General features: G+C 73.2%; 26 protein-coding genes. 23 read left to right on the top strand and 3 right to left on the bottom strand.

Going from position 1 to position 25,574, the window contains the following annotated elements:
* Window positions 1-34 precede the first annotated feature (34 nt).
* The 6 genes from GD880_RS11885 to GD880_RS11860 all read left to right on the top strand — a co-directional run bounded on the left by GD880_RS11885 (window position 35) and on the right by GD880_RS11860 (window position 6,332).
* Window positions 35-1,180: an ROK family transcriptional regulator gene (locus tag GD880_RS11885; RefSeq protein ID WP_152231837.1), complete on the top strand. Its 1,146-nt coding sequence runs from the start codon at window positions 35-37 to the stop codon at window positions 1,178-1,180.
* Between the two features lie 56 nt (window positions 1,181-1,236).
* A complete protein-coding gene (locus GD880_RS11880; RefSeq protein ID WP_152231836.1) occupies window positions 1,237-2,553 on the top strand; it encodes an extracellular solute-binding protein in 1,317 nt (438 codons plus the stop codon).
* A gap of 227 nt (window positions 2,554-2,780) precedes the next feature.
* Window positions 2,781-3,773, top strand: coding sequence for a carbohydrate ABC transporter permease (locus GD880_RS11875; protein WP_226909602.1), 993 nt, complete (start codon window positions 2,781-2,783; stop codon window positions 3,771-3,773).
* Window positions 3,770-4,708: a carbohydrate ABC transporter permease gene (locus GD880_RS11870; protein ID WP_405002747.1), complete on the top strand. Its 939-nt coding sequence runs from the start codon at window positions 3,770-3,772 to the stop codon at window positions 4,706-4,708. The genes GD880_RS11875 and GD880_RS11870 overlap by 4 nt, the downstream gene beginning before the upstream one ends.
* A complete protein-coding gene (locus GD880_RS11865; RefSeq protein ID WP_152231835.1) occupies window positions 4,705-5,637 on the top strand; it encodes an ROK family protein in 933 nt (310 codons plus the stop codon). Before GD880_RS11870 ends, GD880_RS11865 begins: the two co-directional genes overlap by 4 nt.
* Window positions 5,638-5,717: 80 nt before the next feature.
* Window positions 5,718-6,332 carry a class I SAM-dependent DNA methyltransferase gene (locus GD880_RS11860; protein ID WP_152231834.1) on the top strand — a complete coding sequence of 205 codons (615 nt, stop codon included), beginning with the start codon at window positions 5,718-5,720 and terminating at the stop codon, window positions 6,330-6,332.
* A gap of 95 nt (window positions 6,333-6,427) precedes the next feature.
* Here the strand turns inward: GD880_RS11860 and GD880_RS11855 are convergent, their stop codons facing one another.
* Window positions 6,428-6,829 (bottom strand): RidA family protein, encoded by a 402-nt coding sequence (locus tag GD880_RS11855; RefSeq protein WP_152231833.1) that lies wholly within the window; start codon window positions 6,827-6,829, stop codon window positions 6,428-6,430.
* A gap of 339 nt (window positions 6,830-7,168) precedes the next feature.
* On the opposite strand from GD880_RS11855, the gene GD880_RS11850 reads away from it, so the two are divergent.
* The 13 genes from GD880_RS11850 to GD880_RS11790 all read left to right on the top strand — a co-directional run bounded on the left by GD880_RS11850 (window position 7,169) and on the right by GD880_RS11790 (window position 19,142).
* Window positions 7,169-8,404: an MFS transporter gene (locus GD880_RS11850; RefSeq protein WP_193314472.1), complete on the top strand. Its 1,236-nt coding sequence runs from the start codon at window positions 7,169-7,171 to the stop codon at window positions 8,402-8,404.
* 307 nt (window positions 8,405-8,711) lie between these two features.
* The gene (locus tag GD880_RS11845; protein WP_152231831.1) at window positions 8,712-9,746 is read left to right on the top strand and encodes an ABC transporter substrate-binding protein; all 1,035 of its coding nucleotides are present in this window, start codon (window positions 8,712-8,714) and stop codon (window positions 9,744-9,746) included.
* A 7-nt stretch (window positions 9,747-9,753) separates the two neighbouring features.
* Window positions 9,754-10,524, top strand: a complete 771-nt coding sequence (locus tag GD880_RS11840) for an ABC transporter ATP-binding protein (RefSeq protein WP_152231830.1) — start codon at window positions 9,754-9,756, stop codon at window positions 10,522-10,524.
* Window positions 10,521-11,354 (top strand): ABC transporter permease, encoded by an 834-nt coding sequence (locus GD880_RS11835; protein ID WP_152231829.1) that lies wholly within the window; start codon window positions 10,521-10,523, stop codon window positions 11,352-11,354. Before GD880_RS11840 ends, GD880_RS11835 begins: the two co-directional genes overlap by 4 nt.
* Window positions 11,351-12,040: a GntR family transcriptional regulator gene (locus GD880_RS11830; protein WP_152231828.1), complete on the top strand. Its 690-nt coding sequence runs from the start codon at window positions 11,351-11,353 to the stop codon at window positions 12,038-12,040. Before GD880_RS11835 ends, GD880_RS11830 begins: the two co-directional genes overlap by 4 nt.
* Window positions 12,041-12,096: 56 nt before the next feature.
* The gene (locus tag GD880_RS11825; RefSeq protein WP_226909601.1) at window positions 12,097-13,167 is read left to right on the top strand and encodes an Ldh family oxidoreductase; all 1,071 of its coding nucleotides are present in this window, start codon (window positions 12,097-12,099) and stop codon (window positions 13,165-13,167) included.
* The gene (locus GD880_RS11820; protein ID WP_152231827.1) at window positions 13,164-13,892 is read left to right on the top strand and encodes an SDR family NAD(P)-dependent oxidoreductase; all 729 of its coding nucleotides are present in this window, start codon (window positions 13,164-13,166) and stop codon (window positions 13,890-13,892) included. Before GD880_RS11825 ends, GD880_RS11820 begins: the two co-directional genes overlap by 4 nt.
* Window positions 13,893-13,897: 5 nt before the next feature.
* Window positions 13,898-15,580 carry an FAD-dependent monooxygenase gene (locus GD880_RS11815; RefSeq protein WP_152231826.1) on the top strand — a complete coding sequence of 561 codons (1,683 nt, stop codon included), beginning with the start codon at window positions 13,898-13,900 and terminating at the stop codon, window positions 15,578-15,580.
* Entirely contained in the window at window positions 15,577-16,263 is a 687-nt protein-coding gene (locus GD880_RS20355) for a cupin domain-containing protein (protein ID WP_193314471.1), read from the top strand. The genes GD880_RS11815 and GD880_RS20355 overlap by 4 nt, the downstream gene beginning before the upstream one ends.
* The gene (locus tag GD880_RS11805; RefSeq protein ID WP_152231825.1) at window positions 16,260-16,805 is read left to right on the top strand and encodes a cupin domain-containing protein; all 546 of its coding nucleotides are present in this window, start codon (window positions 16,260-16,262) and stop codon (window positions 16,803-16,805) included. Before GD880_RS20355 ends, GD880_RS11805 begins: the two co-directional genes overlap by 4 nt.
* A gap of 77 nt (window positions 16,806-16,882) precedes the next feature.
* Window positions 16,883-17,290: a RidA family protein gene (locus tag GD880_RS11800; protein WP_152231824.1), complete on the top strand. Its 408-nt coding sequence runs from the start codon at window positions 16,883-16,885 to the stop codon at window positions 17,288-17,290.
* Entirely contained in the window at window positions 17,290-18,186 is an 897-nt protein-coding gene (locus GD880_RS11795; protein ID WP_152231823.1) for a fumarylacetoacetate hydrolase family protein, read from the top strand. Before GD880_RS11800 ends, GD880_RS11795 begins: the two co-directional genes overlap by 1 nt.
* Window positions 18,183-19,142, top strand: a complete 960-nt coding sequence (locus GD880_RS11790) for an amidohydrolase family protein (RefSeq protein ID WP_152231822.1) — start codon at window positions 18,183-18,185, stop codon at window positions 19,140-19,142. Before GD880_RS11795 ends, GD880_RS11790 begins: the two co-directional genes overlap by 4 nt.
* A 71-nt stretch (window positions 19,143-19,213) precedes the next feature.
* On the opposite strand, the gene GD880_RS11785 is transcribed toward GD880_RS11790, so the two are convergent.
* Complete coding sequence (locus tag GD880_RS11785; protein ID WP_226909600.1) at window positions 19,214-19,912, bottom strand: GntR family transcriptional regulator; 699 nt, start codon at window positions 19,910-19,912, stop codon at window positions 19,214-19,216.
* Between the two features lie 232 nt (window positions 19,913-20,144).
* A complete protein-coding gene (locus GD880_RS11780; protein ID WP_152231820.1) occupies window positions 20,145-20,840 on the bottom strand; it encodes a GntR family transcriptional regulator in 696 nt (231 codons plus the stop codon).
* A gap of 317 nt (window positions 20,841-21,157) precedes the next feature.
* On the opposite strand from GD880_RS11780, the gene GD880_RS11775 reads away from it, so the two are divergent.
* From GD880_RS11775 to GD880_RS11760, 4 genes are read left to right on the top strand one after another with little or no spacing between them, the layout of a single operon-like run.
* Window positions 21,158-22,024, top strand: a complete 867-nt coding sequence (locus GD880_RS11775) for an FAD binding domain-containing protein (RefSeq protein ID WP_193314470.1) — start codon at window positions 21,158-21,160, stop codon at window positions 22,022-22,024.
* Complete coding sequence (locus GD880_RS11770; protein WP_152231818.1) at window positions 22,021-22,575, top strand: (2Fe-2S)-binding protein; 555 nt, start codon at window positions 22,021-22,023, stop codon at window positions 22,573-22,575. Before GD880_RS11775 ends, GD880_RS11770 begins: the two co-directional genes overlap by 4 nt.
* Window positions 22,572-25,019 (top strand): xanthine dehydrogenase family protein molybdopterin-binding subunit, encoded by a 2,448-nt coding sequence (locus GD880_RS11765; RefSeq protein ID WP_152231817.1) that lies wholly within the window; start codon window positions 22,572-22,574, stop codon window positions 25,017-25,019. Before GD880_RS11770 ends, GD880_RS11765 begins: the two co-directional genes overlap by 4 nt.
* A complete protein-coding gene (locus tag GD880_RS11760) occupies window positions 25,016-25,450 on the top strand; it encodes a CoxG family protein (protein WP_152231816.1) in 435 nt (144 codons plus the stop codon). Before GD880_RS11765 ends, GD880_RS11760 begins: the two co-directional genes overlap by 4 nt.
* Window positions 25,451-25,574 lie beyond the last annotated feature (124 nt).

Raw genomic sequence — 25,574 nt, 5'->3', positions numbered from 1 at the left:
GACGCCGATTAGTAAGTAAGTTGTACTAACAAACATGACGGTACGGGCTCTCCGCGCTACGGGCAAGGTCTTGCCCCGGCACGGGCGCGCCCAGAACCGGTCGATGATCCTCCAGCACCTGTTCCACGCCGGCCCGTGCTCCCGGGCCGACCTCGCCCGGGCGACGGGGCTGACCCGCGTGACGGTCTCCGACCTGGTCGCCGCCCTCCTGCAGGCGGGCCTCGTGGAGGAGCTCGGCCAGCAGCCACGGCCCGACAACAAGGTCGGCAAGCCGGCCACCCTCGTCGGCCTGCGCACCGACTCCTTCCAGATCGTCGGCATCGACCTCCTTGACGTCGCGGCCCACGGCGCGGTCCTCGACCTGACCGGCGCCGTCGTCGAGCGCCGCGGCGTCCCCGAGATGCCCACCGGCGACGCCGGCGTCCGCGCCCTCGTGGCGCTGTGCGCCGAGCTCCTCGCGCTCGCCACCCACCCCGTGCTCGGCATCGGGATCACCTCGCCCGGTGTCATCGACGAGGCGGGCACGGTGCTCCAGGCGCCCAACCGGGAGTGGTACGACCTGCCCCTCGCCGAGATCCTCACCGCGGAGCTCGGCGTCCCCGCCCAGGTGGCCAACGACGCCAACGCCGCCGCCCTCGGGGAGTTCACCTTCGGCGGCGCCACCGGCTCGGGGCTCCTGACGATCTCGGTGGGCGACGGCGTCGGCGCGGGTCTCATCCTCGACGGCGCCCTCCTGCTCGGGCAGGGGGCCGTCGGCGAGCTCGGCCACGTCACCGTCATCGACGACGACGTCCCGGACGCCATGCTGGGCACACCCGAGCGGTGCGCCTGCGGGCGCCTCGGGTGCCTCGAGACCATCCTGTCGGTCCCCGCCCTGCGTCGACGCATCGCGGGCCTGGACCCCCGGGCGGCCGAGGCGGCGCTGGCCGCGGTCGGCCACCGGCTCGGTCTCGTCCTGGCGCCGGTGGTCAGCATGGTGAACCTCACCGAGATCGTCCTGAGCGGACCGGCCGATCTCCTGGGTGGCCCGCTGCTCGACGCCACGTTATCGACCATCCGGGAGCGAACCCTCCCGTATGTCAGTCGTGATCTGCAGCTGCGGATGACGACCCTCGGCGAGGACGGGGCCCTTGCCGGCGCCGCCGTCCTCGTGCTGTCCGGTCGGCTCGGGGTCTCCTGACCCCGGCCGGCGAACCCCGCGGCGCACGGCGCCACCACCTCAACAAGGGAAGAACGATGAGACAGATTCGCAACGGTGCGATCGCTCTCCTGGCCGCATCACTGCTGGCGGCCTGCAGCAGCAGCGGGGGCACCACCGACGACAAGACCACCGACGACGCCGCCACGGGCGAGGGCCGCACCCTCACCCTCTGGCTCGCCGGCGCCGACACCCCGCAGGAGCTGCGGGACTACCTGAAGACCACGTTCGAGGCCGAGAACGAGGGCGCCACCCTCGTCATCGAGGAGCAGGACTGGGGCGACCTCATCGCCAAGCTCACCACCGCCCTGCCCGACGCCGCGAACACCCCGGACGTCGTCGAGGTGGGCAACACGCAGGCGCCCACGTTCACCACCGTGGGGGCGTTCCGCGACCTCAGCCCGCTGTACGACGAGCTCGGCGGGGACAAGCTGCTGCCCTCGTTCGTGGACGTCGGCACGGTGGACGACCACGTCTACGCGCTGCCGTACTACTTCGGCTCGCGCTACATGTTCTACCGGCCGGACCTCTGGTCCGCGGCCGGCGTCGAGGTCCCCACCACGCTGGCCGAGTTCACGACGGCGGTCAAGGCGCTGCGCACCGACGGGATGTCCGGGTTCGCCATGGGCGGCCAGGACTGGCGCAACGGCATCTCGTGGGTGTTCGCCAACGGGGGCGAGCTCGCCACCGTCGACGGCACCACCTGGACCTCCACCCTCACGGACCCGAAGACGATCGCGGGCCTGACCATGTGGCAGGACGTCGCCCGGGGGGCGTCCAACCTCCCCACCACCGAGCGGGACGTCGCCTACTGGGACTTCCTCAACGACGGGACCGACGGCGCCGCCCCGGCGGCCGCCACGATCATGGCGCCCGGGTGGGCGCGGTGGTCGCTCGGCGACCTGGTGACCAAGGACGGTGAGGAGGCGCGCGACGGCATGGCCGACGCGTCGAAGTTCGACATCTTCGCCCTGCCCGGCGTGGACGGCGGCGTGGCGCCGGTGTTCGCGGGCGGTTCCAACATCGCGGTCTCGGCGAAGAGCCAGAACCCCGAGCTGGCCGAGAACCTGCTGCGCATCATCTTCTCGCCCGAGTACCAGAAGATGCTGGGCGAGAACGGCCTGGGGCCGGCGAACTCGGACTACTTCAGCGCGCTGGGGAGCGACAAGTTCGCCACGACGATGATCGAGACCGCGGCGGCCTCGAAGCTCACCCCCGCGGCTCCCGGCTGGGCCGCCGTCGAGGGCGCGTTCGTGTACGAGGAGCTGTTCCAGAAGATCGCCGACGGCGGCGACGTCGCGACGCTCGCCGCCGAGTACGACGCCAAGCTCACGCCGATGCTCAACGGGGCCTGAGCGCCGCCCGGCGGGGCCGTCGCACCGGGGACCGGCCGACGCCCCGCCGGGAGATGCCCGCTGGGGGCGCGGTCCCGCCCGAGCGAGCCCCGGTGGGCCTCCGCCGAAAGCGCGAGCCCCGCTGTGGGTGCGCCCCACCGCCGGGGCGAGCCCCGCCCTGCCCCGCCCTGCCCGGATTCGCGTCCCGGGCGGGCGGCGCCCCTCCCGTGACCCGCCCGGAGGCACCGATGACCACTCACGCGACGTCGTCGCCGGCGGCGATGCTCGACGGCGCAGCGCGGGCACCCCGTGACGAGACCGCCAGATCAGCGCGCGGCGGGGCCGCCCGGCCCCGGCGCCGCCGGCGGTACGCGCCCTACCTGCTGCTGACCCCCGCCGTCCTCGTGCTCCTGGCCGGCCTCGGCTACCCCGTGTACTGGCAGGTGGTCACGTCCCTGCAGGAGTACGGCCTCGCCCAGCAGTTCGGGCAACCCCCGACGTTCGTGGGACTGGACAACTACGCCCGCATCTTCGCCGACGACGCGCTGTGGGCCGTCGTCGTTCGCTCGATCGTCTTCTGCCTGGTCAACGCCTTCGTCACCGTGCTCGTCGGGCTGCTGTTCGCCCTGCTCATGCGGGCCGTGCCCACCGCGCTCCGGCTCGTGCTGCAGGTGGCCATGCTCCTCGCCTGGGCCATGCCGATGGTGGCCGCCGTCGTCGTCTTCCGGTGGTTGTTCGACTACCGCACCGGCGTCATCAACTGGCTGCTCACCCAGGTCGGGCTCACCGGGTTCCAGGGGTACGCGTGGTTGTCGCAGCCCCTGTCCTTCTTCTTCGTCGCCTCGGTCGTCATCGTCTGGATGTCGGTGCCGTTCGTGGCGCTGTCCGTGTACGCCGGACTGGTCCAGGTGTCCGAGGAGGTCATCGAGGCCGCCCGGATCGACGGCGCCAGTCCCCGCCAGATCGTCACCAGCATCCTGGTCCCCCTGGTGCGCCCGGTGCTGTCCATCGTGCTGTTGCTGCAGGTCATCTGGGATCTGCGGGTCTTCGCGCAGATCCGCCTGCTGCAGGACGCCGGTGCGCCGGTGTCCGAGACCAACCTGCTCGGCAACCTCATCTACGAGCTCGGGGTCGGTAGGCAGGACTTCGGCGGCGCCGCCGCCGTCTCCCTGTTCGTGCTCGCCCTGACCGCGCTGCTGAGCTGGCCCTACGTGCGCTCGCTCATGAAGGAGGACTCGTGACCGCCACCTCGGTGCCGGCCGCCGCGCGGGACGTCGCGTCGCGGCGCAGCACGGCGTCCCGGCGGGGCCCGGCGTCGCACCCGCGCGCGGTCGCGCGCCGCGTCGTGCTGTCGCTTCTCGCCGTCGTCGCCGCGCTCGCGTGGCTGTTCCCCGTGTACTGGATGGTCCTGTCCGCGTTCACCCCGAACGCGCTCCTGCGGCAGGTCCCGCCACGGTTCCTGCCCACCGATGTCACCTGGTCCGGCTTCGCCGCCGTGGTCGGGTCCTCCGGGTTCGCGAGCTCGCTGCGCATGAGCCTGTCCCTGACGCTGGTGACCGTCGTCGTCGTGCTGGCCTTCGCCTTCCTGGCGGCGCTCGCGATCAGCCGGTTCCGCTTCCGGGGGCGCACGTCCTTCGTGCTGGCCGTGCTGTTCATCCAGATGCTGCCGGCCGAGGGCCTGTTCATCGCGCAGTACAAGATGCTCTCCGCCGTCGGAGCGACGGTGCCCGGCGTCGGCCTGAACTCCGTGCTCGGCGTCAGCACGCTCTACTGCGCGGCGATCATCCCGTTCACCGTGTGGATGCTGCGCGGGTTCGTGACCGGAGTGCCGGCGGACCTCGAGGAGGCCGGGATGGTGGACGGGCTCTCCCGCGCCGGCGCGTTCGTGCGCATCACGCTGCCGCTGCTGGCCCCGGGGCTGGTGGCGTCCGGCGTGTACGCCTTCCTGCAGGCGTGGAACGAGTTCACCGTGGCGCTGGTGACCCTGCCCGCCGAGTCCGCCCAGACCCTGCCGCTCTGGCTGCGCGGGTTCCTCAACGCCTCGGTCAACCGCGGGGTCGACTGGGCCCAGGTGATGGCGGCGTCCACCGTCATCGCGATCCCGGTGATCGTCTTCTTCATGGTCGTGCAGGGGCGGATGACCTCCGGCCTGGTCTCGGGGGCGGTCAAGGGATGAGCGGGGCGGGGCCGGTCGTCGGCCTGGACATCGGCGGCACGAAGATCCACGGCTGCGTCCTCGCCGGCGGGCGGGTCGCCGGGACGGCGCGACGCGCCACCGCACGTGGGATCGAGGGGGTGCTCAGCTCCGCGGCCGACCTGGTGGAGGTGCTGTGCCGGCAGGTGGGCATCGCGGTGACGGATCTCGCCGGCGTGGGGGCCGGGCTGCCCGGCGTGGTGGACACCGCGGCCGGGCTGGTGTCCCACGCCGTGAACATGGGCATCGCGGAGGCGGACGTGCCGCTGGCCCCGCTGCTCTCGGCACGGCTCGGCGGGACGCCGGTGGTCATCGAGAACGACCTCTCCGTGGCCACCATCGGCGCGGCGCACCTGCTGGAGGCGGGCGACGACGTCGCCCTGCTCTCCCTCGGGACGGGGCTGGCCGCCGGGCTCATGCTGCACGGGGAGCTGCGCCGCGGCTTCCGGGGCGGCGCCGGCGAGATCGGGCACATCACGTACGTGACCGACGGGGCGGCGTGCCACTGCGGTCAGCGCGGCTGCCTGGAGCTGTACGCCTCGGGCGCGGCGCTCGCGGCGCGCTGGCCGTCCCCCAACGGCCGACCGGCGTCGGTGGCCGTGTTCGACGCCGCCGCGCAGGGCGATCCCGACGCGGTGCGCGTGCGGGACGAGTTCGTGGCGGCGGTGGCGGCCGCGGTGCGGATCGTGGCGCTGACCTGCGACGTCGAGCACGTGCTCCTCGGCGGGGGAGTCACTGAGGTGGGCGCGCCCCTGCTCGACGCCGTGACGGCGGTGATCCGCGGCTGGGAGGCCGAGTCCCAGTTCCTGGCGCACATGGCGATCGCCGACCGGCTGCGGCTCGTGCCCGCGGAACTGGCGACGGCGCCGGTGGGCGCGGCGCTCGCGTTCGCCCGGGTGGTGCCGGTGTAGGTGGCGCCGGGACCCGTCACGCGGGCGCCGCCAGGTGGCCCCGCCTTCCTCGGGGGTCACGGTGCTGCCAAGGTGGGGCGATGGGAACCGAGCACTTCGACGCGACGGCGGCCGACTGGGACCGCGACGAGCAGAAGGTCATCCGGGCGCGGCAGGTCGCGCGGGCGGTGGCGGCCGCGGTGCCGTTGAGCCCGCGCACGCGGCTGCTCGACTACGGCGCCGGGACGGGCCTGGTGACGCAGGCGCTCGACGGGCAGGTCGGCGCCGCGACCCTGGCGGACAACTCAACAGGGATGCGCGGCGTCATCCGCGACAAGATCACCGTCGGCGCGCTCCCCGAGGGCGCTCGGGTGTGGGACCTGGACCTGGACACCCAGCCGGCGCCGGACGAGCGGTTCGACCTCATCGTCACCTCCATGGTGTTGCACCACGTCCACGCCCTGGACCGGGTGCTGTCCCGCTTCGCCGAGCTGCTGGAACCCGGCGGCTACCTGTGCATCGCCGACCTGGACCGGGAGGACGGCGGCTTCCACGGGCACGACTTCGACGGCCACCACGGCTTCGACCGCGACGAGCTGGCCGCGCAGCTGACGGACGCGGGCCTGGTCGACGTCGCGGTCCGGGACTGCACCGACTTCGACCGCGAGGGCGTCACCTACTCGGTGTTCCTCGCGGTGGCCCGCCGGCCTGGCTGACCGGCACCGGCAGGGCCCCCACCGCGGCGAGGGGCCGTTGAGGGGGCGCCGAGGCGGGGCGGTCGGCCCGCCAGCTCGCGGGTCCGCCGTCGGCCTCACGGCAGGTGGACGGTGACCTCGATCTCGATGAGCAGCCCCTCGACGGCGAGACCGGTGACGCCGACGATCGTCTGGGCGGGGTGCCGGTCGGAGCCCTGGACGTCTTCGATGGCGGCCGTGATCACCTCGTACTGCGTGGGCCGCAGCGTATAGATGGTGCGGCGCACCACGTCGCCCCAGCCGGCCCCGATCGCTTCGAGCGCCACCTTCACGTTCTCCATGGCCGCGCGCGTCTGCTCGCCGAGGTCGTCGCCCCCGATGACGCTGAAGTCCGGCGCGAGGGCGACCTGCCCCGCGATGTAGGTCACGCGATCGGGCGGGGCGATGGAGATGTGGCTGAATCCGGGCGCCGGGTGGAGTGCCGGCGGGTTGATCAGCTCGCGGGTCGACGTCGACATGCCGAGCTTCTTCGAACAGACATGTGAACAAGTGGCCAGGGGTGAGCGCGCGTTGACATGTGATCACATCAGGCTGAAGAATCCCGACGCCGCCCGGCGAGCGCCGCCGTCGTCCCTTGACGGGCTCCGCTCGACCGCCGGGCCGCCCAAGGTGTGGCCCGGGCCGGCAGGCTCAGCGACACGACACGGGGAGGCGCCTCAGCCATGCGCAATGGGAAAGAGGGTGAGGCGCGGCGCGTCGCGCCACGCCCGCCGGAGGCGCAGGACGGATCCACCCTCACGGGGGAGGGCGACGACTCGACGCCGGTGGGCCGGCGCGGAGGCCTCACGCGGGGTGGCGTGGCGGTGTTCGTCCTCAGCCTCCTCGCCGTCGCCGTGAACCTCCGGCCCGCCTTGACGAGTGTGGGTCCGCTCCTGCCCGAGATCCGCCGCGAAGACCTCGGGCTCGGCCTCGGCGTGACCCAGGCCGGGGTGCTCACGACCGCGCCGCTGCTGTTCTTCGCCCTGGGCGCGCCGCTCGCGCCCCGCCTCGCCCGGCGGTTCGGCCTCGAGCGGACGGTCCTGGCCGTCCTAGCCGTCGTGGCGCTGGCCCTGGCGGTCCGCCCCTGGGGAGGGTTCTCGTTGCTCCTTGTGGGCACGGCCGTCGCTGCCGGGGCCATCGCGGTCGCGAACGTGCTGGTGCCGGCGCTGATCCGCCGAGAGCTGCCCAGCCGGGCCATGGCCGTGATGGGCGCGTACTCCCTCACGCTCGCCCTCGGCGCCACGGTCGCGGCGGGGGTCACCGTGCCGATCGCGGACTGGCTGGGCGGCTGGCGCTGGGGCCTCGCCTCCTGGGCCCTGCTCGCCGTCGTGGCCCTGGTGCTCTGGGCGCCCAGGGGCCGGGGCGGCGCGACGGCGGACCTCGGCTCGACCATGACCCGGCGGCTGTGGCGCCACCCGCTCGCCTGGCAGGTCTCGGCCTACCTCGGCACGCAGTCGGTGGGCTTCTACTGCGTGGTCGCCTGGTTGCCGAGCATCGCACGCGAGTCCGGGATGACGGCCACAAATGCGGGAGTGCTGCTCTCGATGTCGATCCTCGTCGGTGCGGGCTCAGGTCTGCTTGTTCCGGTGCTCAGCTCCCGGGCCCGGGACCAGCGGGCCGCGGCGGCCGGGATGGTCCTCTTCATCCTCGTCGGGCTCGCCGGGCTCGCCCTCGCGCCGGCCGCCGCGCCGTGGCTGTGGGCCGTGCTGCTCGGCATCGGTGAGGGCGGCACCTTCCCCCTCGCGCTCTCCCTCATCGTGCTGCGAAGCCGGACGGCCGCCGACGTGCCCGGTCTCTCGGCGATGGCCCACACGGTGGGCTACCTCATGGCTGCCGCCGGTCCGCTGGTCATGGCGGCGATCCGCGACTGGACCGGCTGCTGGGCGCCGGCGATCGTGTTCATCGTCGCCGTCGCGCTGGCCCAGCTGGTGCTCGGCTGCTTCGCCGGCCGGGCACGGTTCGTCGGGGCGGACCCGGTCGTTTCCGGCGGAAGCCGGGAGGCGCTGACCGCGCCTCCACGTCGGGCGCGCGGAAGCGCTGGGCGCCGTCCATGACGGAGCGCCGAGCGCCGTCCCCGAGACCGGGGGGGGGACCTCGATCGTGCTCTCCGGGGCGCGCGCGGCCCGGCGGGGCCGGCCGTTCCACGCCGCCGTGCGGCGCTGACCGATACGCACCGATTCGGCAACTTGACATGTGATCAAATCCTCGGGCAGGCTCTGGCCAGGCGATCAACGAAGATCACATCGCCTGACGCAACAAGCCCCCAAGCAACCGCAGCGAGCTCCAGCACCCCGGAGTACGCGGTGCCACCCCCTCCGGCGAGCGAAGACGCCCGCCGAGCACCAAGCGACAGGAACATCCATGCAGACACGACGCACCCTCAGCGCCGCCGCCGCCCTTGTCGGCGTCCTCACCCTCGCCGCCTGCGCCGGCGCCAGCGGCGACGCCGGGGCGGCCCCGAGCGCCGGCGGAGAGTCCTCTTCCGCGGCGGGCGAGACCGCCAAGGTCACGTACCTCACGTCGTTCAACACCTTCGGCCGCGACGCCTACGCCTACGTCGCCGAGGAGAAGGGCTTCTTCGACGAGGCGGGCATCGACGTCACCATCGAGCCCGGCTCCGGGACGGTCGACGTCATGAAGCTGGTCGCCTCCGGCAGCGCGGACTTCGGCACCGGGGACTTCTCCACCGTCGTCGTCACCGTCGCGAACGAGCAGCTGCCGGTGACCACCGTCGGCGTCATCCACCAGAAGTCCCTCGCCGCCGTCGTCACCCTCGGCGATCGCGGCATCGCCGAGCCGGCCGACCTCGCCGGCAAGAAGATCGGCGACCAGCCCGGCTCGACCAACCAGGTCATCTTCCCCACCTACGCCAAGGCCGCCGGCCTCGACCCGGCTTCGGTGGAGTTCGTCCCCGCCGCGCCCCCGGCCCTGCCCCAGCTGCTCGTCAGCGGCCAGGTCGACGCGATCGGCCAGTTCGTCGTGGGCGAGCCGCTCATCGCCGCGGCGGCGCAGGGCAAGGACGTCGTCGTCCTGCCCTACGGCGACGTGCTGCCGGACCTGTACGGCAACGTCCTGTTCACCTCCGACAAGCTCGCCGAGGCCGACCCCGAGCTGGTGAGCCGGTTCACCGAGGCGCTGCTCAAGGGCTTGGAGTACTCGGTGGCGAACCCCGAGGAGACCGGGGAGATCCTCCGCAAGTACCAGCCCACCCAGAACCAGGACGTCGCAACCGCCGAGGTCAAGCTGATGGCGCCCTACGTCGAGGTGGACGGCACGAAGGTCGGCGCGATCGACGCCGGGCGGGTCCGGTCGACCATCGACATCATGGGCCCGGCCCTGAAGAACCCGGTGACGCCGGAGGACGTTGTCGACTTCGACCTCGCGCCCGGGAAGTGAGCAGTCCGTGATCTCCATCGACAACGTCTCCCAGGTCTTCACCACGAAAACCGGCACCGTCCACGCGCTGGAGGACATCAACCTCGAGGTCGCCACCAACGAGTTCGTCACCCTCGTGGGCCGCTCCGGTTGCGGGAAGTCCACGCTCCTGCGAGTGATCGCCGGGCTCATCACCCCCACCGCCGGCACGGTCAAGGTGGCGGGCGAGCCGGTGCGCCGGCCCCGCCGGGACGTCAGCGTGATGTTCCAGCGTCCGGCGCTGCTGCCCTGGCGGTCGGTCCTGGACAACCTCATGCTGCCGGTGGAGGTCCTGCGGCTCGACCGGAACGCGCACCGGGAGCGGGCGCACCAGCTCCTCGAGCTGGCCGGCCTGAAGGGCTTCGAGGACAAGCTCCCGCACGAGCTCTCCGGCGGCATGCAGCAGCGGGTGTCCCTGTGCCGCTCGTTGATCCAGCGTCCGAAGGTCCTCCTCATGGACGAGCCCTTCTCCGCCCTGGACGCCTTGACCCGGGCCGAGCTGTCCGTCGAGCTCCAGCGCGTGGTCGCCGAGGAGAACACCACGATCGTGTTCGTCACCCACTCCATCGACGAGGCCGTGCTGCTGGCCGACCGCGTCGTCGTCCTCAGCCCGCGGCCCGGACGGCTGCGCGAGGTCGTCGAGGTCGCCATCCCGCGGCCCCGCACCCTGGGGCAGAACGCCCACGCCGAAGAGGTCGCGCGGGTCAGCGCCAGGCTGCACGACCTGCTGATGCCCGAGCCCGAAGGAGCAGCCGCATGACCGCCGTGACCGCCCCGAACAACGGCACCGCCCCGGCGACCCGCGCCGTGCCCGCTGGGCGCCGTGGGCGCAGCGCGCCGTCCCTGGCCACCGTGGGCCTGCCGGTCCTGGCCGTCGTGCTCATCGCGGCGCTGTGGTGGCTGGCCACCGTCCTGTTCGAGATCCCCGAGTACCTCGTGCCCGGGCCCCAGGTGGTGGCCGGCACGCTCGTCGAGCTCGGGCCCTACCTGCTCGCGCAGACTTGGGTCACTCTGGGGGAGACGCTCCTCGGCTTCGCGCTGTCGATCCTCATCGGCATCCCGGTCGCCATGGCCATCTCCCGGTTCCGGGTGGTGGAGCTGATGCTCTACCCGCTGCTCCTCGCGGTGAACTCGGTGCCCAAGGTAGCCATCGCCCCGATCCTCGTGGTGTGGATGGGCTTCGGGCAGACGCCCAAGATCGTCATGGTCATCCTGCTGTGCTTCTTCCCGATCGTGCTCTCCACCGTCTCGGGCCTGCGCTCGACCCCGGCCGAGCTCGTGGAGCTCTCCCGCTCCCTGGACGCCTCCGAGATGCAGGAGTTCGCCAAGATCCGCTTCCGCTGGGCCCTGCCACAGGTCTTCGTCGGGCTGAAGAACGCCATCTCCCTGGCCGTCATCGGCGCGGTCATCGCCGAGTTCGTCGGCGCGTCCTCGGGCCTGGGGTTCGTCATCGTCCAGTCCGGCGCCAGCGCCGACACCGCGCTCGCCTTCGCCGCGATCGTCCTGCTGGCGCTGATGAGCATCGTGCTGTTCTACCTGCTGGCCTGGCTCGAGAAGACGCTGCTGCCCTGGGCGGAGGAGCATCGGTGAGCAGCACCAGCCAGCTCTTCGAGCTCTCCCCGGGCGACGGCTCCGGCTTCCAGCGCACCCTCGCCGACCGCGTCGCCGTCGAGCTCCACCGGGCCATCCTCGGCGGGGACTTCGAGGCCGGGTCCTGGCTGCGGATCCAGGAGCTCGCCGAGCAGTACGAGACCAGCGCCATGCCGGTGCGTGAGGCGCTGCGGCGCCTCGGCGCGCTCGGGCTCGTCGAGGTGGTGCCCCACCGCGGCGCCCGGGTCGCCGAGCTGTCAGTGGTCGACCTCGAGGACACGTACGCCACCCGGCTCGCCCTCGAGCCCGTGATCGTTGCGGCCGCCGCCCGTCAGTTCACCCCGGAGCAGGGCGGCGAGGCCGGCGTGGCGCTCGAGCGCCACGAGCGTCTGCTCCACGGCGGGGAGGTGGACGCCGCGCGCGCCGCCCACACCGAGTTCCACTTCCTCCTGTACCGGGCCTCCGGCTCGCGCTGGATGCTCCGGGCGATCGAGCCGGTGTGGCAGAACAGCGAGCGGTACCGTTTCGCCTCCCCGGGCGACGCCGAGGCGCTCGCCCGCAGCCACACCGAGCACACGGAGATCCTCCAGGCCTGCCTGGACCACGACGCCGGTGCTGCCGCACGGGCGATGCGGCGCCACCTCACCGGCGCCAAGGAGCGCATGCGCCGCGCGATGACCGTCTGATCCGCCCCCTAGCCCGCACCGTCGCCCGCGCCCGCGCCCGAGAGAGGGAAGAACCGTTGACCACACCACCGACCGTGAGCCCCGCCTGGCTCATCGCCGCGACGGCGACCGTCCTCGAGGGCGCCGGGCTCGCCCCCGAGCCGGCGCGCGCCCTCGCCGACAGCCTCGTCGACGCCGACGCCCACGGGGTCGCCTCGCACGGGGTGATGCTCGTGCCGATGTACGTCGAGCGCCTGCGGGCCGGCTCCGTCAGTACTGCCGCCACCGCCCACGTCGTCCGGGACGACGGCGGAGCCGCCGCCGTCCTCGACGCCGGCCACGCGCTGGGCCAGCTCACCGCCGTGCAGGCCATGGGCCTGGCTGTCGAGAAGGCCAAGCGACTCGGCGTCGGCGCGGTCGCCGTGCGCGGGGCATTCCACTTCGGTCGCGCCCTGCCCTTCGCCCAGCTCGCCGCGGCCCAGGGCTGCATCGGGGTGGCCATGGCCAACACCCGCCCGCTCATGCCCGCGCCTGGCGGCGCCGAGCCGGTCGTAGGCAACAACCCGGTGGCCGTCGCCGCCCCCGGCGACCCCGGCCTCGGCGTGGACATGGCCCTGTCCGAGGCCGCGCTGGGCAAGATCCGCATCGCCGCCGCGGAGGGGCGGCCCATCCCCGAGACCTGGGCGACCGACGCCGACGGCGTGCCCACCGAGGATCCCGCGGCCGCTCTGGAGGGCATGCTCCTGCCCGCCGGCGGCGCCAAGGGCTTTGGCCTGGCCCTGGTCGTCGACGTCCTCGCGGGCGTGCTCTCCGGCGGGGCCTTCGGCACCGCGGTGGCGCCGCTGTACCAGGACACCGCGGTCCCCAACGACTGCGCGCACTTCTTCCTCGCCATCGATGTCGAGCACTTCGTGGGCCGCGAGGCCTTCGCCGCCGGCATGGCGCAGCTCGCCGCGGGCGTCCTCGGCTCGCGGCCCCGCCCGGGCGCCGACCCGGTCGTCCTGCCCGGCCAGCGCGGCGCCGCCCTCGCAGCCAGGGCCGCCGCCGAGGGCATCGTCATGGACCCGAGCACCCTCGAGGGCCTGCAGCGGGCGGCCGCGGCCGTCGGCGTGCACCTTCCCCGAACCGACATGGAGGCCATCAGGTGAAGACCAGCTTCGACTCGACAGGGGACGTCGTCCTCGTCACCGGCGGTGCCAACGGCATCGGCGCCGCCCTCGCGCGGGCCGTCGGCGCCGCGGGCGGGCAGGCCGTCGTCCTCGACGTCGCCCACTCCGACGCCCTCGAGGGCGCCCCGGGCGTCAGCCAGCTGCGCGTGGACGTCGCCGACCGCGACGCCGTCCACGGCGCCGTGGACGCCGTGGTCGCCCAGCACGGGTACGTGACCGGCCTGGTGGCGGGCGCCGCGATCCAACCGCGCACCGCCGTCGCCGACATGGATCCCGACGAGTGGCGCAAGGTGCTCGGCGTCAACCTCGACGGCGTCGTGTGGGCCTGCCAGGCGGTGCTGCCGTCCATGATCGCGCGCCGGGGCGGCTCGATCGTGCTGTTCACCTCCGGCCTGGCGCACATGGGCCGGGCCGAGGCCTCCGCCTACGCCGCGAGCAAGGGGGCGCTCATCCCGTTCGCGAAGTCCCTCGCCGCCGAGGTGGCCGAGCACCGGGTGCGCGTCAACGTCCTGGCCCCCGGTGTGGTCGACACCCCGCAGTTCCGCGCCGCCAACCCCGCCGGCGCGGAGCGCGAGCACTGGGCCCGCACCACCGGCATCGGCACGCCCGAGGACGTCGTCGGGCCACTGTTGTTCCTGCTCTCCGACGCCGCCACGATGACCGGCTCGACGCTGAGCCGCGACCGTTCCTACCCCAAGGAGTGACCCGCATGGCACCCACCGCCGCTTCCGGCGCCCCCACCGGCGAGCTGCCCGTCGTGGTCGTCGGCGCCGGGCCCGTCGGCCTCATCACCGCCCTCGGCCTGAAGCACTACGGCGTCCCCGTCGTCGTCCTGGAGGAGGACGAGCGGCTCTCGCTGGACACCAAGGCCGGCACCGTCCTGACCCGGACGATCGAGGTCCTCGACCGCTACGGCGCCGCCGCCCCGGTGCTGCGCGCCGCGCTGCGGATGGACGAGATCGGTGAGGTCGACCGTGCCACCAACGCCGCCGCGCCGAGCGTGAAGACCGACGTCCTGGCCGGCGACACCCGCTTCCCGTTCGTCGTCAACATTCCCCAGAACAGCCTCGAGGCCGTCCTGGAGGAGGTGCTGCGCGGACGCGACCCCGAGGTGCTGCGGCTGCGCCACCGGGTCACCGGCCTCGTCCAGCATGCCGACCACGTCACCCTGACCGTCGAGGGTCCCGACGGCGCGCACGAGCTCGACGCCCGGTACGTCCTCGCCTGCGACGGCGGCCGGTCCGGCATCCGCGACCAGCTCGGCATCACCGTCGAGGGCAAGACCCTCGAGGAGCGGTACATGCTCGTCGACCTCAAGGTCGACCTCGATGTCGGCAACCCGCGCGACTACCCCTACCTGGCCTACTTCGCCGACCCGGCCGAGTGGATGATCCTCGTGCGCCAGCCGCACTGCTGGCGGTTCCTCTTCCCGCTGCGGCCCGACGCGCCGCAGCCGGGACCGGAGGAGCTGCGCGACAAGGCGCTGCGGTTCATCGGGGAGGTGGACGCCGTCGAGCTGCTCGGCACGAACGTCTACACCGTGCACCAGCGCGTGGCGGACCGCTGGGGCGAGGGCCGGGTCTTCCTCATGGGCGACGCCGCCCACCTGATCACCCCGATGTGGGCGCTGGGCCTGAACACCGGCGTCCTCGACGCCTCCAACCTGCCCTGGCGCCTGGCCTGGGTGCTGCGCGGCTGGGCCGACCCGGCCCTGCTGGACGGGTACGAGGCCGAGCAGTCCTCCGTCGCGATCCGCGGCTCGGGCGAGATGGCCGAGAGCGCCCGCCTGGCCATGGGCGGCGCCGGCCGCGTCGAGAGCGGCGGCCAGGGCGGCTGGGGCTGGGCGATGACCCGCTCGCTGCTCGGCGTCCGCCTCGATGTCGCCGGCACGGGGGAGTGGTCGATGGTCCGGGCGGGTCAGGAGCCCCAGCCCGTGCGGGTCGGGGACCGGGTGCCCGACGTGGCCGTGTACGGCCCCGACGGCGAGGAGGCCCACCTCCACCGGCTGGCCGCCGACAGCTTCGTCGCGCTGCACTTCGCCGACGCCCGGCGCAGGCCCGTGCTCCCCGCCGGGGGCACGCCCGGCCTGACCCACCTGCTGGTCAGCCGCTGGGACGCCCCCCACGACTCCGGCCTGCGCGAGCGGTCCTGCTTCGACCCTGGCGAACGGCTGCGCCGGCGCCTCGGGCTGGAGGACGGCACCGTCGTGCTCGTGCGCCCCGACGGCCACGTCGCGGCCATCGCCGCCTGGGACACCGGCTCCCAGGTGGCCGAGGAGATCTACGCCCGCATCGTTCGCCCGGGCTCGGCCGAGCTCACCGGCGCCGCAGACGCGGGCGCCGGTTCCGACGGGGCCGCCGCGGCCCCCCAGCCCGAGGAGGTCCTCGCGTGAGCCACGTCGTCACCGCGCCGGACGGCACCGAGATCACCCTGGTCGGGGTGGGGACGAGCGTCATCCTCGACACCCCGGTCGTGCGGGTGTGGGACGTCGTCCTGCCCCCCGGGGGCACCCACCCCTGGCACCAGCACCACAACCCCTACGTGGTGCTGTCGGTGGCCGGCTCTTCGGGCCGCATGGACTGGCTGGACGGCACCGAGCCCCGCCATGTCTCGGAGTACTCCGGCGGCGCCGTCTTTCGCCCCGTCTCCCCGATCCACCGCCTGACCAACACCGGCGGCACCCGCTACCGCAACCGGCTCCTGGAGCTCAAGGACCTCGGCGAGAACCGGGCCGAGGGCGTCCTGGACGTCGGCGCGGGCGCCCGCAGCGTCGAGGGAGCGGTGCCCGGCCTGCCCCGCCCCGCGGACGGGCGCGTGCCCGTCATCGGCACCGACTACGTCCGGGTCTGGACGGCCACCGTGCCCACCCGCACCCGCCTCGCCCTCGAGCTCGACGACGTCGGCCACGTCGTCGCCGAGCTCGACGCCGACCTCGAGGACGACGCGCTAGCCGCCTCCGTCGCCTACCACGAGGGCGGGACCTGCAAGCTCGACAACGAGACCGACCACGACCGCACGTTCTTTGTCGTCGCGCTGGACTACCTGGCGCACGGCATCGGGAAGGACCGAGCATGACCGAGACCCACACGCCCCTGCCCATCGTCCCCACGCCCCCGCGACCGGAGGCCGTCGACGCCCACGAGTGGGCCGAGAACCTCTCCGAGCCCGCCCGCTACGGCGGCGAGGCGCCCGACCGCTCCCGCGAGCAGCTCGGCCCCGTGCTCGACGGCGAGGCGACCTACCGGTTCCGGGAGATCCTCGTGCAGAGCGGTGACCTGCAGTGGGTGGCGAAGACCCTCGCCGGGCTGAGCCACAAGACCCTGTGGCGCAACGAGGACACCGGTGCATCGATCACGCTCGTGAAGTTCGAGAAGGGCTCGGGCATCCCGAGCCGGCACTCCCACGCCTCCAACCAGTTCATGTTCTGCCTCTCGGGTCGCTACACCTACGTGCCCACCGACGTCACGCTCACCGCCGGGTCCTTCTACTGGAACCCGCGCGGGAGCATGCACGGCCCGACCCTGGCCGAGGAGGAGACCGTGCTGCTGGAGATCTACGACGGCCCCCACTACCCGACCCAGCCCAGCTGGTACTCCGACCCCGCCGACGCCCGCTGACCCACCCGCACCGGTCCCGGGCACGACGATCCCACCCGCCACGGGGCCAGAACCCTTCCACCGAAAGGAAAGACCACATGGCAGCCAAGACCGAGATCCGCAGCGACAAGCTGGCCGTGCCGAACGGCCACTTCGCCCAGGCCACGGCCATCAAGGCCCAGGGCACGCTGGTGTTCATCTCCGGCATGACGGCCCGCAACGCCGAGGGCGGGGTCACCGGTGTCGGCGACGTCAGCGCCCAGACCCACCAGGTGTGCCAGAACCTCCAGGCGGCGGTCGAGGCCGCCGGCGGCACCCTGGACGACATCGTCCGCGTGGACGTGTACGTGCGGAACATGGAGGACTTCCAGGCGATCCACGCCGTCCGCAGCCAGTACTTCACGGGCATCGCGCCGGCCTCGACGATGGTGGAGGTCTCGAAGTTCGTCAACAAGGACTACCTCATCGAGATCAACGCCATCGCCGTCCTGCCCGAGGCCGACTGATGCGCTACGGAGCCGCGAGGCACGCGGGGGAGCGGCGCACGTTCCTCGTCGAGGGGGAGGAGGCGCTCGTCCTGCCGGCGGGCGCCCCCACCCCGGACGACATCGTCCGAGACCCGGCGGCCCGGGCGGCGGCCGCCGCAGCGGCGGCCGCCGGCGGGGAGCGGGTGGCGGCCGCCGACCTGGACCTGCTCGCGCCGCTGACCCGGTTCAACCGGGACGTGCTGTGCACCGGCTGGAACTACTGGGACCACTTCGAGGAGTCCAAGGGCAAGCGTGAGGGGCAGGACCCGGAGAGCCGGCCGGAGCACCCGACCTTCTTCACCAAGGGCCCGCTGAGCGTCATCGGCCCGCGCGACCCCATCGCGTGGGACCCCGACCTCTCGGCGAAGTGGGACTACGAGGCGGAGGTCGCCGTGGTCATCGGCCGCGGCGGCCGCTCGATCCCGGAGGACCGGGCGATGGAGCACGTCGCGGGCCTGCTCGTGGCCAACGACGTCTCCCAGCGCGACCTCCAGCGCGCCCACGGCGGCCAGTGGCTCAAGGGCAAGAGCATCGACTCCTCGATGCCCATCGGTCCCTGGATCACCACGCCGGACGAGGTCGACGTCGCCGACCTGCGGATCACGTTCGAGCTCAACGGGCGCGAGCTGCAGGCGGCGAGCACGCGGCAGATGGCCTTCACGATCGGCCAGATCATCGCCGAGCTGAGCTGGGGCATGACCCTGTTGCCGGGCGACGTGATCCTCACGGGCACCCCGAGCGGGATCGGCAACGCCCGCGAGCCGCAGATCTTCCTCGGCGCCGGGGACGAGCTGGTCACGCGCGTCACGGGGCTCGGCGAGCTGCGCAACACCGTCAGGGCGAGCTCCCTCTCCGCCTACCAGGTGGTGGGATGACCCGGACGGACATCCACACGCACCTGGTGCCGGTCCCGGCCGCCGACGTCCTCGCAGCCGCCGGGCTGCGGGCCGCCGGCGGCCGGCTGGCCGCCGGCGAGCACATCATCGGCCCGCCCAGCCTGTACGCCCCCGAGCGGCTGGTCGAGTGGCTCGCCCGCGCCGGCCTCGAACGCGCCCTCGTCTCGGTGCCGCCGCCGCTGTACCGCCAGCACCTGGCGCGGGAGCAGGCCGAACGGTGGGTGCGGGCCCTCAACGACGGGCTGCGCGAGCTCACCCGCGCCCACCAGGCCCTCGTGCCGCTGGCCTACCTGCCGCTGGAGCACCCCGACCTCGCCCTCGCCGAGCTCGGTCGGCTCGGGGAGACGTCGGTCGGGTTCACCGCCTCGGCCGGCGGCCGCTCGGTGAGCCTGGCCGATGACCGGCTCGCCCCGCTGTGGGACGGCCTCGTCGCCCTCGACGCGCCGCTGGTCCTGCACCCCGGCGCGTCCCCGGACGAGCGGCTCGAGGAGCTCTACCTCGGCAACCTCCTCGGCAACCCCGTCGAGACGGGCCTCGCCGCGGCCCAGCTCCTCCTCGGCGGGGTCCTCGAGCGCCACCCCCGCCTGCGCGTCGCCCTCGTGCACTGCGGCGGGGTGCTGCCGGCGGTGCTCGGCCGCTACCAGCGCGGCCTGGACACCGACCGCCCCGGCGTCCCCCGGCGGGACGCGGACCTGCGGGGTGAGGCGGCCCGGCTGTGGGTCGACTGCCTCGCCCACGACGCCGGAGCGCTCGACCTCGCCGTCGACGTCGTCGGCGAGGAGCACCTCCTGGTGGGCAGCGACTGGCCCTTCCCCATGGGAACCGACGACCCGCTGGCGCTGCTGGCGCACCGCGGCCCGGGGGTCGCCGACCGGGTGGCCGCGGACAACGCGGCCGCGTTCCTCGGCGCTGCCGCCGGACGGGAGGAGGCCTGACGCCCTGACGCTTCCGACCTGAGCGGAACCGGTCGCGGTCCGTCGACGTAGCCAGCTGTGTTCCGCCCGCGTCAGCCGATCGCGGCCTGCATGCGCGTCATGGCGCCCTCGAGGTGCTCGCGCATGGCCCGCTCGGCGGCCGCGGCGTCACCGGCCCGGTAGGCGTCGAGGATATGGATGTGCTCCTCATGGCTGCGCCGGGCGTCGGCGGCGCTCCCGGGCGTCTCGCCGGTCCCGCGCCGGGCGCTGAAGCGGTAGCGCTCGCTGTTCTGCCAGACCGGCTCGATGGCCCGTAGCAGCCAGCGTGAGCCGGAGGCGCGGTACAGGCCGAAGTGGAAGTCGGTGTGTGCGCGCCGCGCGCGCTCGAGGTCGCCGGCCTCGCGGTGCCGTTCGTGGCGCTCGAGCGCCTCCAGGGCCTTGCGGGCGACCGCCTCGTCGCTGCGCTCGGCGGCCAGCGAGACGGCCAGCGGCTCGAGCGTGAGCCGCATGCGGTACGTGTCGGCGAGGTCCTCCTCGGTCAGCTCGCGCACCCGTGCGCCCCGGTGCGCCACGATCTCCACCACGCCGAGACCGGCAAGGCGCCGCAGGGCCTCGCGGACGGGCATGGCGCTCGTGGTGAACCGCTCGGCCAGCTCCTGGATCGGCAGGGCTGACCCCGCGGGTAGCTCGCCGGTCAGGATCAGGCGGTGCAGCTCGGCGGTCACCCGGTCCGACAGGGTGTCGTGCAGCCCGCCCGTCCGGTCCGGGACGAGCTCGAAGGCAGTGGTCACCGGTTCCCTCTCGTCAGTTTGGCGGCGGGCGCCGTCGCTGCGCCACGCGGCCCTGGGGAGTATGTGATCACATGTCATGACGGTTGGCCATCGGAACGCGCCCGTGTCGGGCCGCTCCGGCGCCAGCCGGCCGGGCGGCGCTGGGTGTCACGCCCGGGGAGCTCATCCCGGGAGCACGGACGGGAGAGGGGCGCGTCAGGGCCAGGGCGCACCGCCTCGCGCGGCCCGGCGGTCAGCCGCGGCGGGCGAGCATGGCGGCCCTGATGCGATCGCGCGCCCCCTCGAGATGGCGGCGCATGGCCGCCTCCGCGGCGGTGGCGTCGTGCGCCCGGCACGCCTCGAGGATCTCGGTATGCTCGGCGCGGCTGCGGTCCTTCTCCCGGCCGGAGGCGGCGAAGCGGTAGCGGTCGCTGTTCTGCCAGACGGGCTCGATCGCCCGCTGGAGCCACCGGGAAGCGGCCCCCTGGTAGAGCAGGAAGTGGAACTCCGTGTGGGCGGTGCGGGCCCGGTCGAGGTCCCCGGCGTCGATCGCGGCGTTGTGCCGGGCGAGGGCGTCGGCCGCCCGGTCGAGGTGGGCGTCGTCGACGGACTCGGCGGCGGCGGCGACGGCGAGCGGCTCGAGAAGGAGCCGTACCCGGTAGGTGTCCTCGAGGTCCTCCACCGAGGTCTCGGCGACCCGCGCCCCGCGGTGCGGGGTGATCTCGACCAGGCCGAGGCCGCCGAGGCGGCGCAGCGCCTCCCGGACCGGCATGGAGCTGGTGCCGAAGCGGTCGGCCAGGTCCCGAATGGGCAGGGCGGACCCGGGCTCGAGGTCGCCCATGATGATGAGCCGGTGGATCTCGACCGTGACGCGGTCCGCCATCGTCCGGTGGATCCCGGCCGGGCCGTCGGGGGAAAGCTCGAAGAGGTCGTGGTCGGTGGACGTCATGGTCTGTCGGATACCTTCGCGCCGGACGGACCCCGGGTTACCGGGCGTGTGCCCAGTCTACCGAGGTTGTGATCACGGGCTGCGGCGGCGCGGTTGGCCGACCACGGCCTGATCACGGCGGGCCGGATGCCCTCCCCGTCGAGCGCCACGAGGGTGCCCGGCCAAGAAGGCGCATCCGCACGGTGAGGGCGGGGCAGGATGGGCCGCGACGTGCGTATCTGATCCTCTTGACATGTGATCACAGATTCGCGATGCTTCCCGCCATTCGAGTCGACGACGACGAACGAGCCCCCGGGCTCGAGAGGAAGGTCCCCTTCATGATTCTTCCGCCCTTCCGGTACGTCCGGCCGCAGAGCGCCGGGCATGCCGCCACCCTCCTGCGCGAGGTACCGGGCTCGGCCGTGCTGGCCGGTGGCCAGACGCTGATCAACGCCCTCAAGCTGGACCTGGTCTCGCCGTCGGCGCTGATCGACGTGCACGCCCTCGACGAGCTGCGCGGCGTCGCGCGCTCCGCCGACGGCCTCCGGATCGGCGCGGCGACGACGTACGCCGAGCTGGCCTCCGATCCCCTCGTCAACGAGGTGGTCCCGGCCGTGGCCGAGATGGCCGCCGGCCTGGTGGACCGCCAGGTCCGCAACCGGGGCACCATCGGCGGGAACGTCTCGCTGAACGACCCCACGAACAACTTCCCGCCGCTGCTCTCGGCGCTGGGCGCCACCTTCGAGGTCATCGTCGACGGCGCCACCGTCACCCTGCCCGCGGCGGACTTCTTCCGCGGCGCCCTGTGTACCGCGGTGACCGGCGGCGGGCTGCTCCTCGCCGTGCACGTCCCCGGGCTGCCGGTGGCGGACCGCCTGGTCCACCGCCACATGCAGCTCGCCCGGGACTCGTGGGCGCTGGCCCGGGTGGTGGTGCGAGCCGGCGTCAGCGGCGGCACGCTCGCCGACCCGCGCGTCTTCCTCGGCGCGGTGCCCGGCTCCCCGCTGCGCCTGTCCGCGGTGGAGGCCGCGCTCGCCGGGCGCCCGGCCGCCCCCGAGGCGGTCACGGCGGCGCTGAAGGCCTTCGACACCGAGCCGTTCGAGACCATCTCCGACACCCACGGCAGCGCCCAGTACCGGCGCGCGATGGCCAAGGTGCAGCTGCGCCGGGCCCTGGTCGACCTCATCGAGAAGGAGCAGGCATGAGCCAGCAGACCACCGCGGACCTGCTCACAGGTCCGGATCTCCACGCCATCACCGTCACCGTCGACGGCGAGACGCGCACGGGCGTCGTCCCCTCGCGCAAGCTGCTCGTCCACTGGCTGCGCGACGACCTCGACCGACGTGGCCCGAAGATCGGCTGCGACACGGGCAACTGCGGCGCCTGCACCGTCCGCTGGGACGGCAAGCTCGCCAAGTCCTGCATGATCCTGGCCGTGCAGGCCGACGGCTCCGAGGTCGAGACCGCCGCGTCGCTCGCCGCGGAGGACGGCACGCTGAACGACCTGCAGCAGAAGTTCAAGGAGCACCACGCACTCCAGTGCGGCTACTGCACCTCCGGGTTCCTCATGACCGCCACCGACTTCCTCGAGTCGGGTGAAGAGGTCACCAACGAGTCGGTGCGCCGGGCCCTGAAGGGCAACATCTGCCGCTGCACCGGCTACGAGAACATCGTCAACGCCGTCTGCGCCGCCGGCGGGGCCGACGCCCCGCTGCCGCACGGCCGCCACACCGAGGCCGAGGAGGCGCGGGCATGACCACCACCTCCACGACGGCGATGGCCAAGCAGAAGTACGAGGGACAGGCGGTCCTCCGCCGCGAGGACGACCGCCTCCTGCGTGCCGAGGGCGAGTTCGCCGACGACACCCCCACCTACCGTCTCGCCTACGTCCAGTTCGTCCGGTCCCCCTACGCCCACGCCCGCATCACCAAGATCGACGTCTCCGGCGCCGCACTGGTCGAGGGCTTCGTCGGGACGCTGACCCCGCAGGACGTCGAGGAGCTCAGCGACCCCTTCATCGAGTACCAGGCCGGCCCCGGCGCCGCCGAGGTCGACCGCCCCCTGGCCAGCGGCGGCAAGGTCCGGTACGTCGGCGAGCCCGTGGTCGCCGTCGCCGCCGACTCCCGCGAGGCGGCCCGCGACGCCGCCGCGGCCGTCGTGGTGGAGTACGAGCCCCTGCCCGTCGTCGTCGACGCTCGCGACGCGGTGCGGCCCGAGGCGCCGGTGCTGCACGAGGGCATCGGCTCGAACGTCTCCTGGCAGGGCGACTTCGACTTCGGCGACATCGACTTCGCCCTGGAGAACGCCGACCACGTCATCGAGGTCGACGAGCTGCACTTCCACCGCTTCTCCCCGACACCGCTGGAGACCTTCGTCGTCTCGGTCGACTACGACGCGGGCATGGACACCTTCACGATCCAGAGCGGCTGCGCCCAGCCACAGCTGACGCTGCTGATGATCTCCAAGGCGCTGCGTCACCCCGTGGAGAAGATCCGGCTGCTGAGCAAGGACATCGGCGGCTCCTTCGGCGTCAAGGTGGGGATGTTCATCCCCATGGTCGCGCTGGCGCTCATGGCGCGGAAGTTCCGCCGGCCCGTGCGCTGGACCCAGACCCGCTCCGAGGCGCACATGGAGGGCGGCCACTCCAACGAGCGCACCTTCACCAACCTCAAGATCGCCGTGCAGAACGACGGCACCGTCCTCGGCGTCACCTACGACGCCCTCGACGACCACGGCGCCTACACCCGCTACGAGCCGCTCGGCGCCCCGATCTGGTCCCAGGTGGCCAACGCCTGCTACCAGATCAAGCACCTGCGCGTGAACTGGAAGTCGGTCTACACCAACAAGGGCCCGACCCTGCCCGTGCGCGGCTACTCCCGCATGCAGCACCTGTGGGCGATGGAGCGCCTCTTCGACATCGCCGCCACCAAGCTCGGCTTCGACCCCGTGGAGTTCCGGCTCAAGAACTACATCCAGCCGGAGCAGTACCCCTACACGACGGTCAACGAGTGCGTGTACGACTCGGGCAACCTGCCCGAGAGCCTGCGCAAGGTGCTCGAGCTCATCGACTACGAGGACGCCAAGCGGCTCCAGGTCGCCGCCGTGGGCACCGGCAAGCGGATCGGCATCGGCATCGGGTCCACCCTTGACTCCGGCACCAACAACTTCGGCCAGTCGCGCTACATCAACCCCAACTCCGGGATGAGCGGCAACACCGAGGCCGGGCTGGTGCGCATGGGCTCGGACGGCTCCGTCTACGTCGTCACCGGCGGCGTCGCCTACGGCCAGGGGCACGAGACCACGATGGCGCAGGTCGTCGCGGACATGCTGGGCCTGCGGCCGGAGGACCTCATCACCCACCGCGGCGGGGACTCGCTGCTGGGCGCGCAGACCGGGTTCTCCGGCTCGTACGCCTCCCAGTTCGTCGTCACCGGCATCGGGGCGCTCATCGATGCGACCAACAAGCTCATCCGGGAGATCAAGCTCGTGGCCGGCTCCCAGCTGGGCGCGACCGCCGAGGAGCTCGTCCTCGAGGACGGGATGGTCAAGGTCGCCGGCGACCCGGACCGGCAGATGCCCATCCAGGCGGTGGGCTGGCTGGTCCACATGTCGCCGGCGGAGCTGCCCCGCGAGCTGGCCGAGACCGTCACCCTGGTCGGCCGTGGCGTGTACAACGCCCCGTTCACCGTGCCGGACATCGAGACGAAGAAGGGCAACCTCACCCTCACGTACTCCACGCAGGTCCACGCGGCCGTCGTGGAGATCGACGAGGACACCGGCCAGGTGACGGTGCTGCGGTACGGGATGGTCGACGACTGCGGCAACCCCATCAACCCGATGCTCATCCAGGGCCAGGTGCACGGCGCCACGGCCCACGGTCTGTCCGCGGCGCTCTTCGAGAACTTCCACTACACGCCGGACGGGCAGCTGCTCGGCGCGAACTTCTACGACTACCACGCCGCCACCGCATACGACATGCCGACGCTGCGCTACGACAACGTCGTCAGCCCCTCGCCGTTCACGCCCACCGGCGCCAAGGGAATGGGCGAGGGCGGCGGCGCCCCCCAGCACACCCTGGGCGCCGCGGTGCAGGACGCGCTGGGCGACACGGGCATGGTCCTCGACAGCCACGTCCCCTCCGAGGTGGTCCTCGACCTCCTCGCCGGGGCCAACTCCGCCAAGGTCAAGGTGATCCGATGAAGCTCGCCGGCACGTTCGACACCCCCGCCGCTCCCGACGCGCTGCGGTCGCTGGCCGCCTCGCCCGAGGTGCTCGCCGGCGTCCCGGCCTTCCGGGACGTCGAGGTCGCGGAGGACGGCTCGCTCCGCGTGGAGTACTACCCCGTCATCTCCCTCGGCCCGATCCGGTTCACGACGACCATCACCCCCGGGCGGGTCACCGACTCCTCCGCCGCGGTCGCCGTGCGCGCCACCCGGGGGAGCAACCTCGTCGACGCCGACCTCCTGCTCAGCTTCGACCCCGCTGACGGCGGCTCGACGGTGCGCTGGGAGGCCGACGTCCTCCTCGGCGGCACCGCGGCCAGCGTGGGTCAGCGCGTGGGCGCCGAGATCGTCACCCGAGCCATCGGGGACGTGCTCCAGGCGGCCGCGGCCGCCAGCGCACGCGGCTGAGCCGAGCCGGGCCCGCGCCGGCGCGTTCGACCCACGCCGGCGCCGGTCCACCGATCCTCGCCCGCCCGCGGCGGCCGCGCACTGCGGCCGCCGCCCCCCGGCGTGCCCACCCACCGATCTGCCT

It is taken from the genome of Georgenia ruanii (assembly GCF_009193175.1).
Lineage (GTDB): Bacteria > Actinomycetota > Actinomycetes > Actinomycetales > Actinomycetaceae > Georgenia > Georgenia ruanii.
The sequence above is the reverse complement of the archived record's forward strand: the minus strand, read 5'-3'. Positions and strand labels throughout refer to the sequence as shown.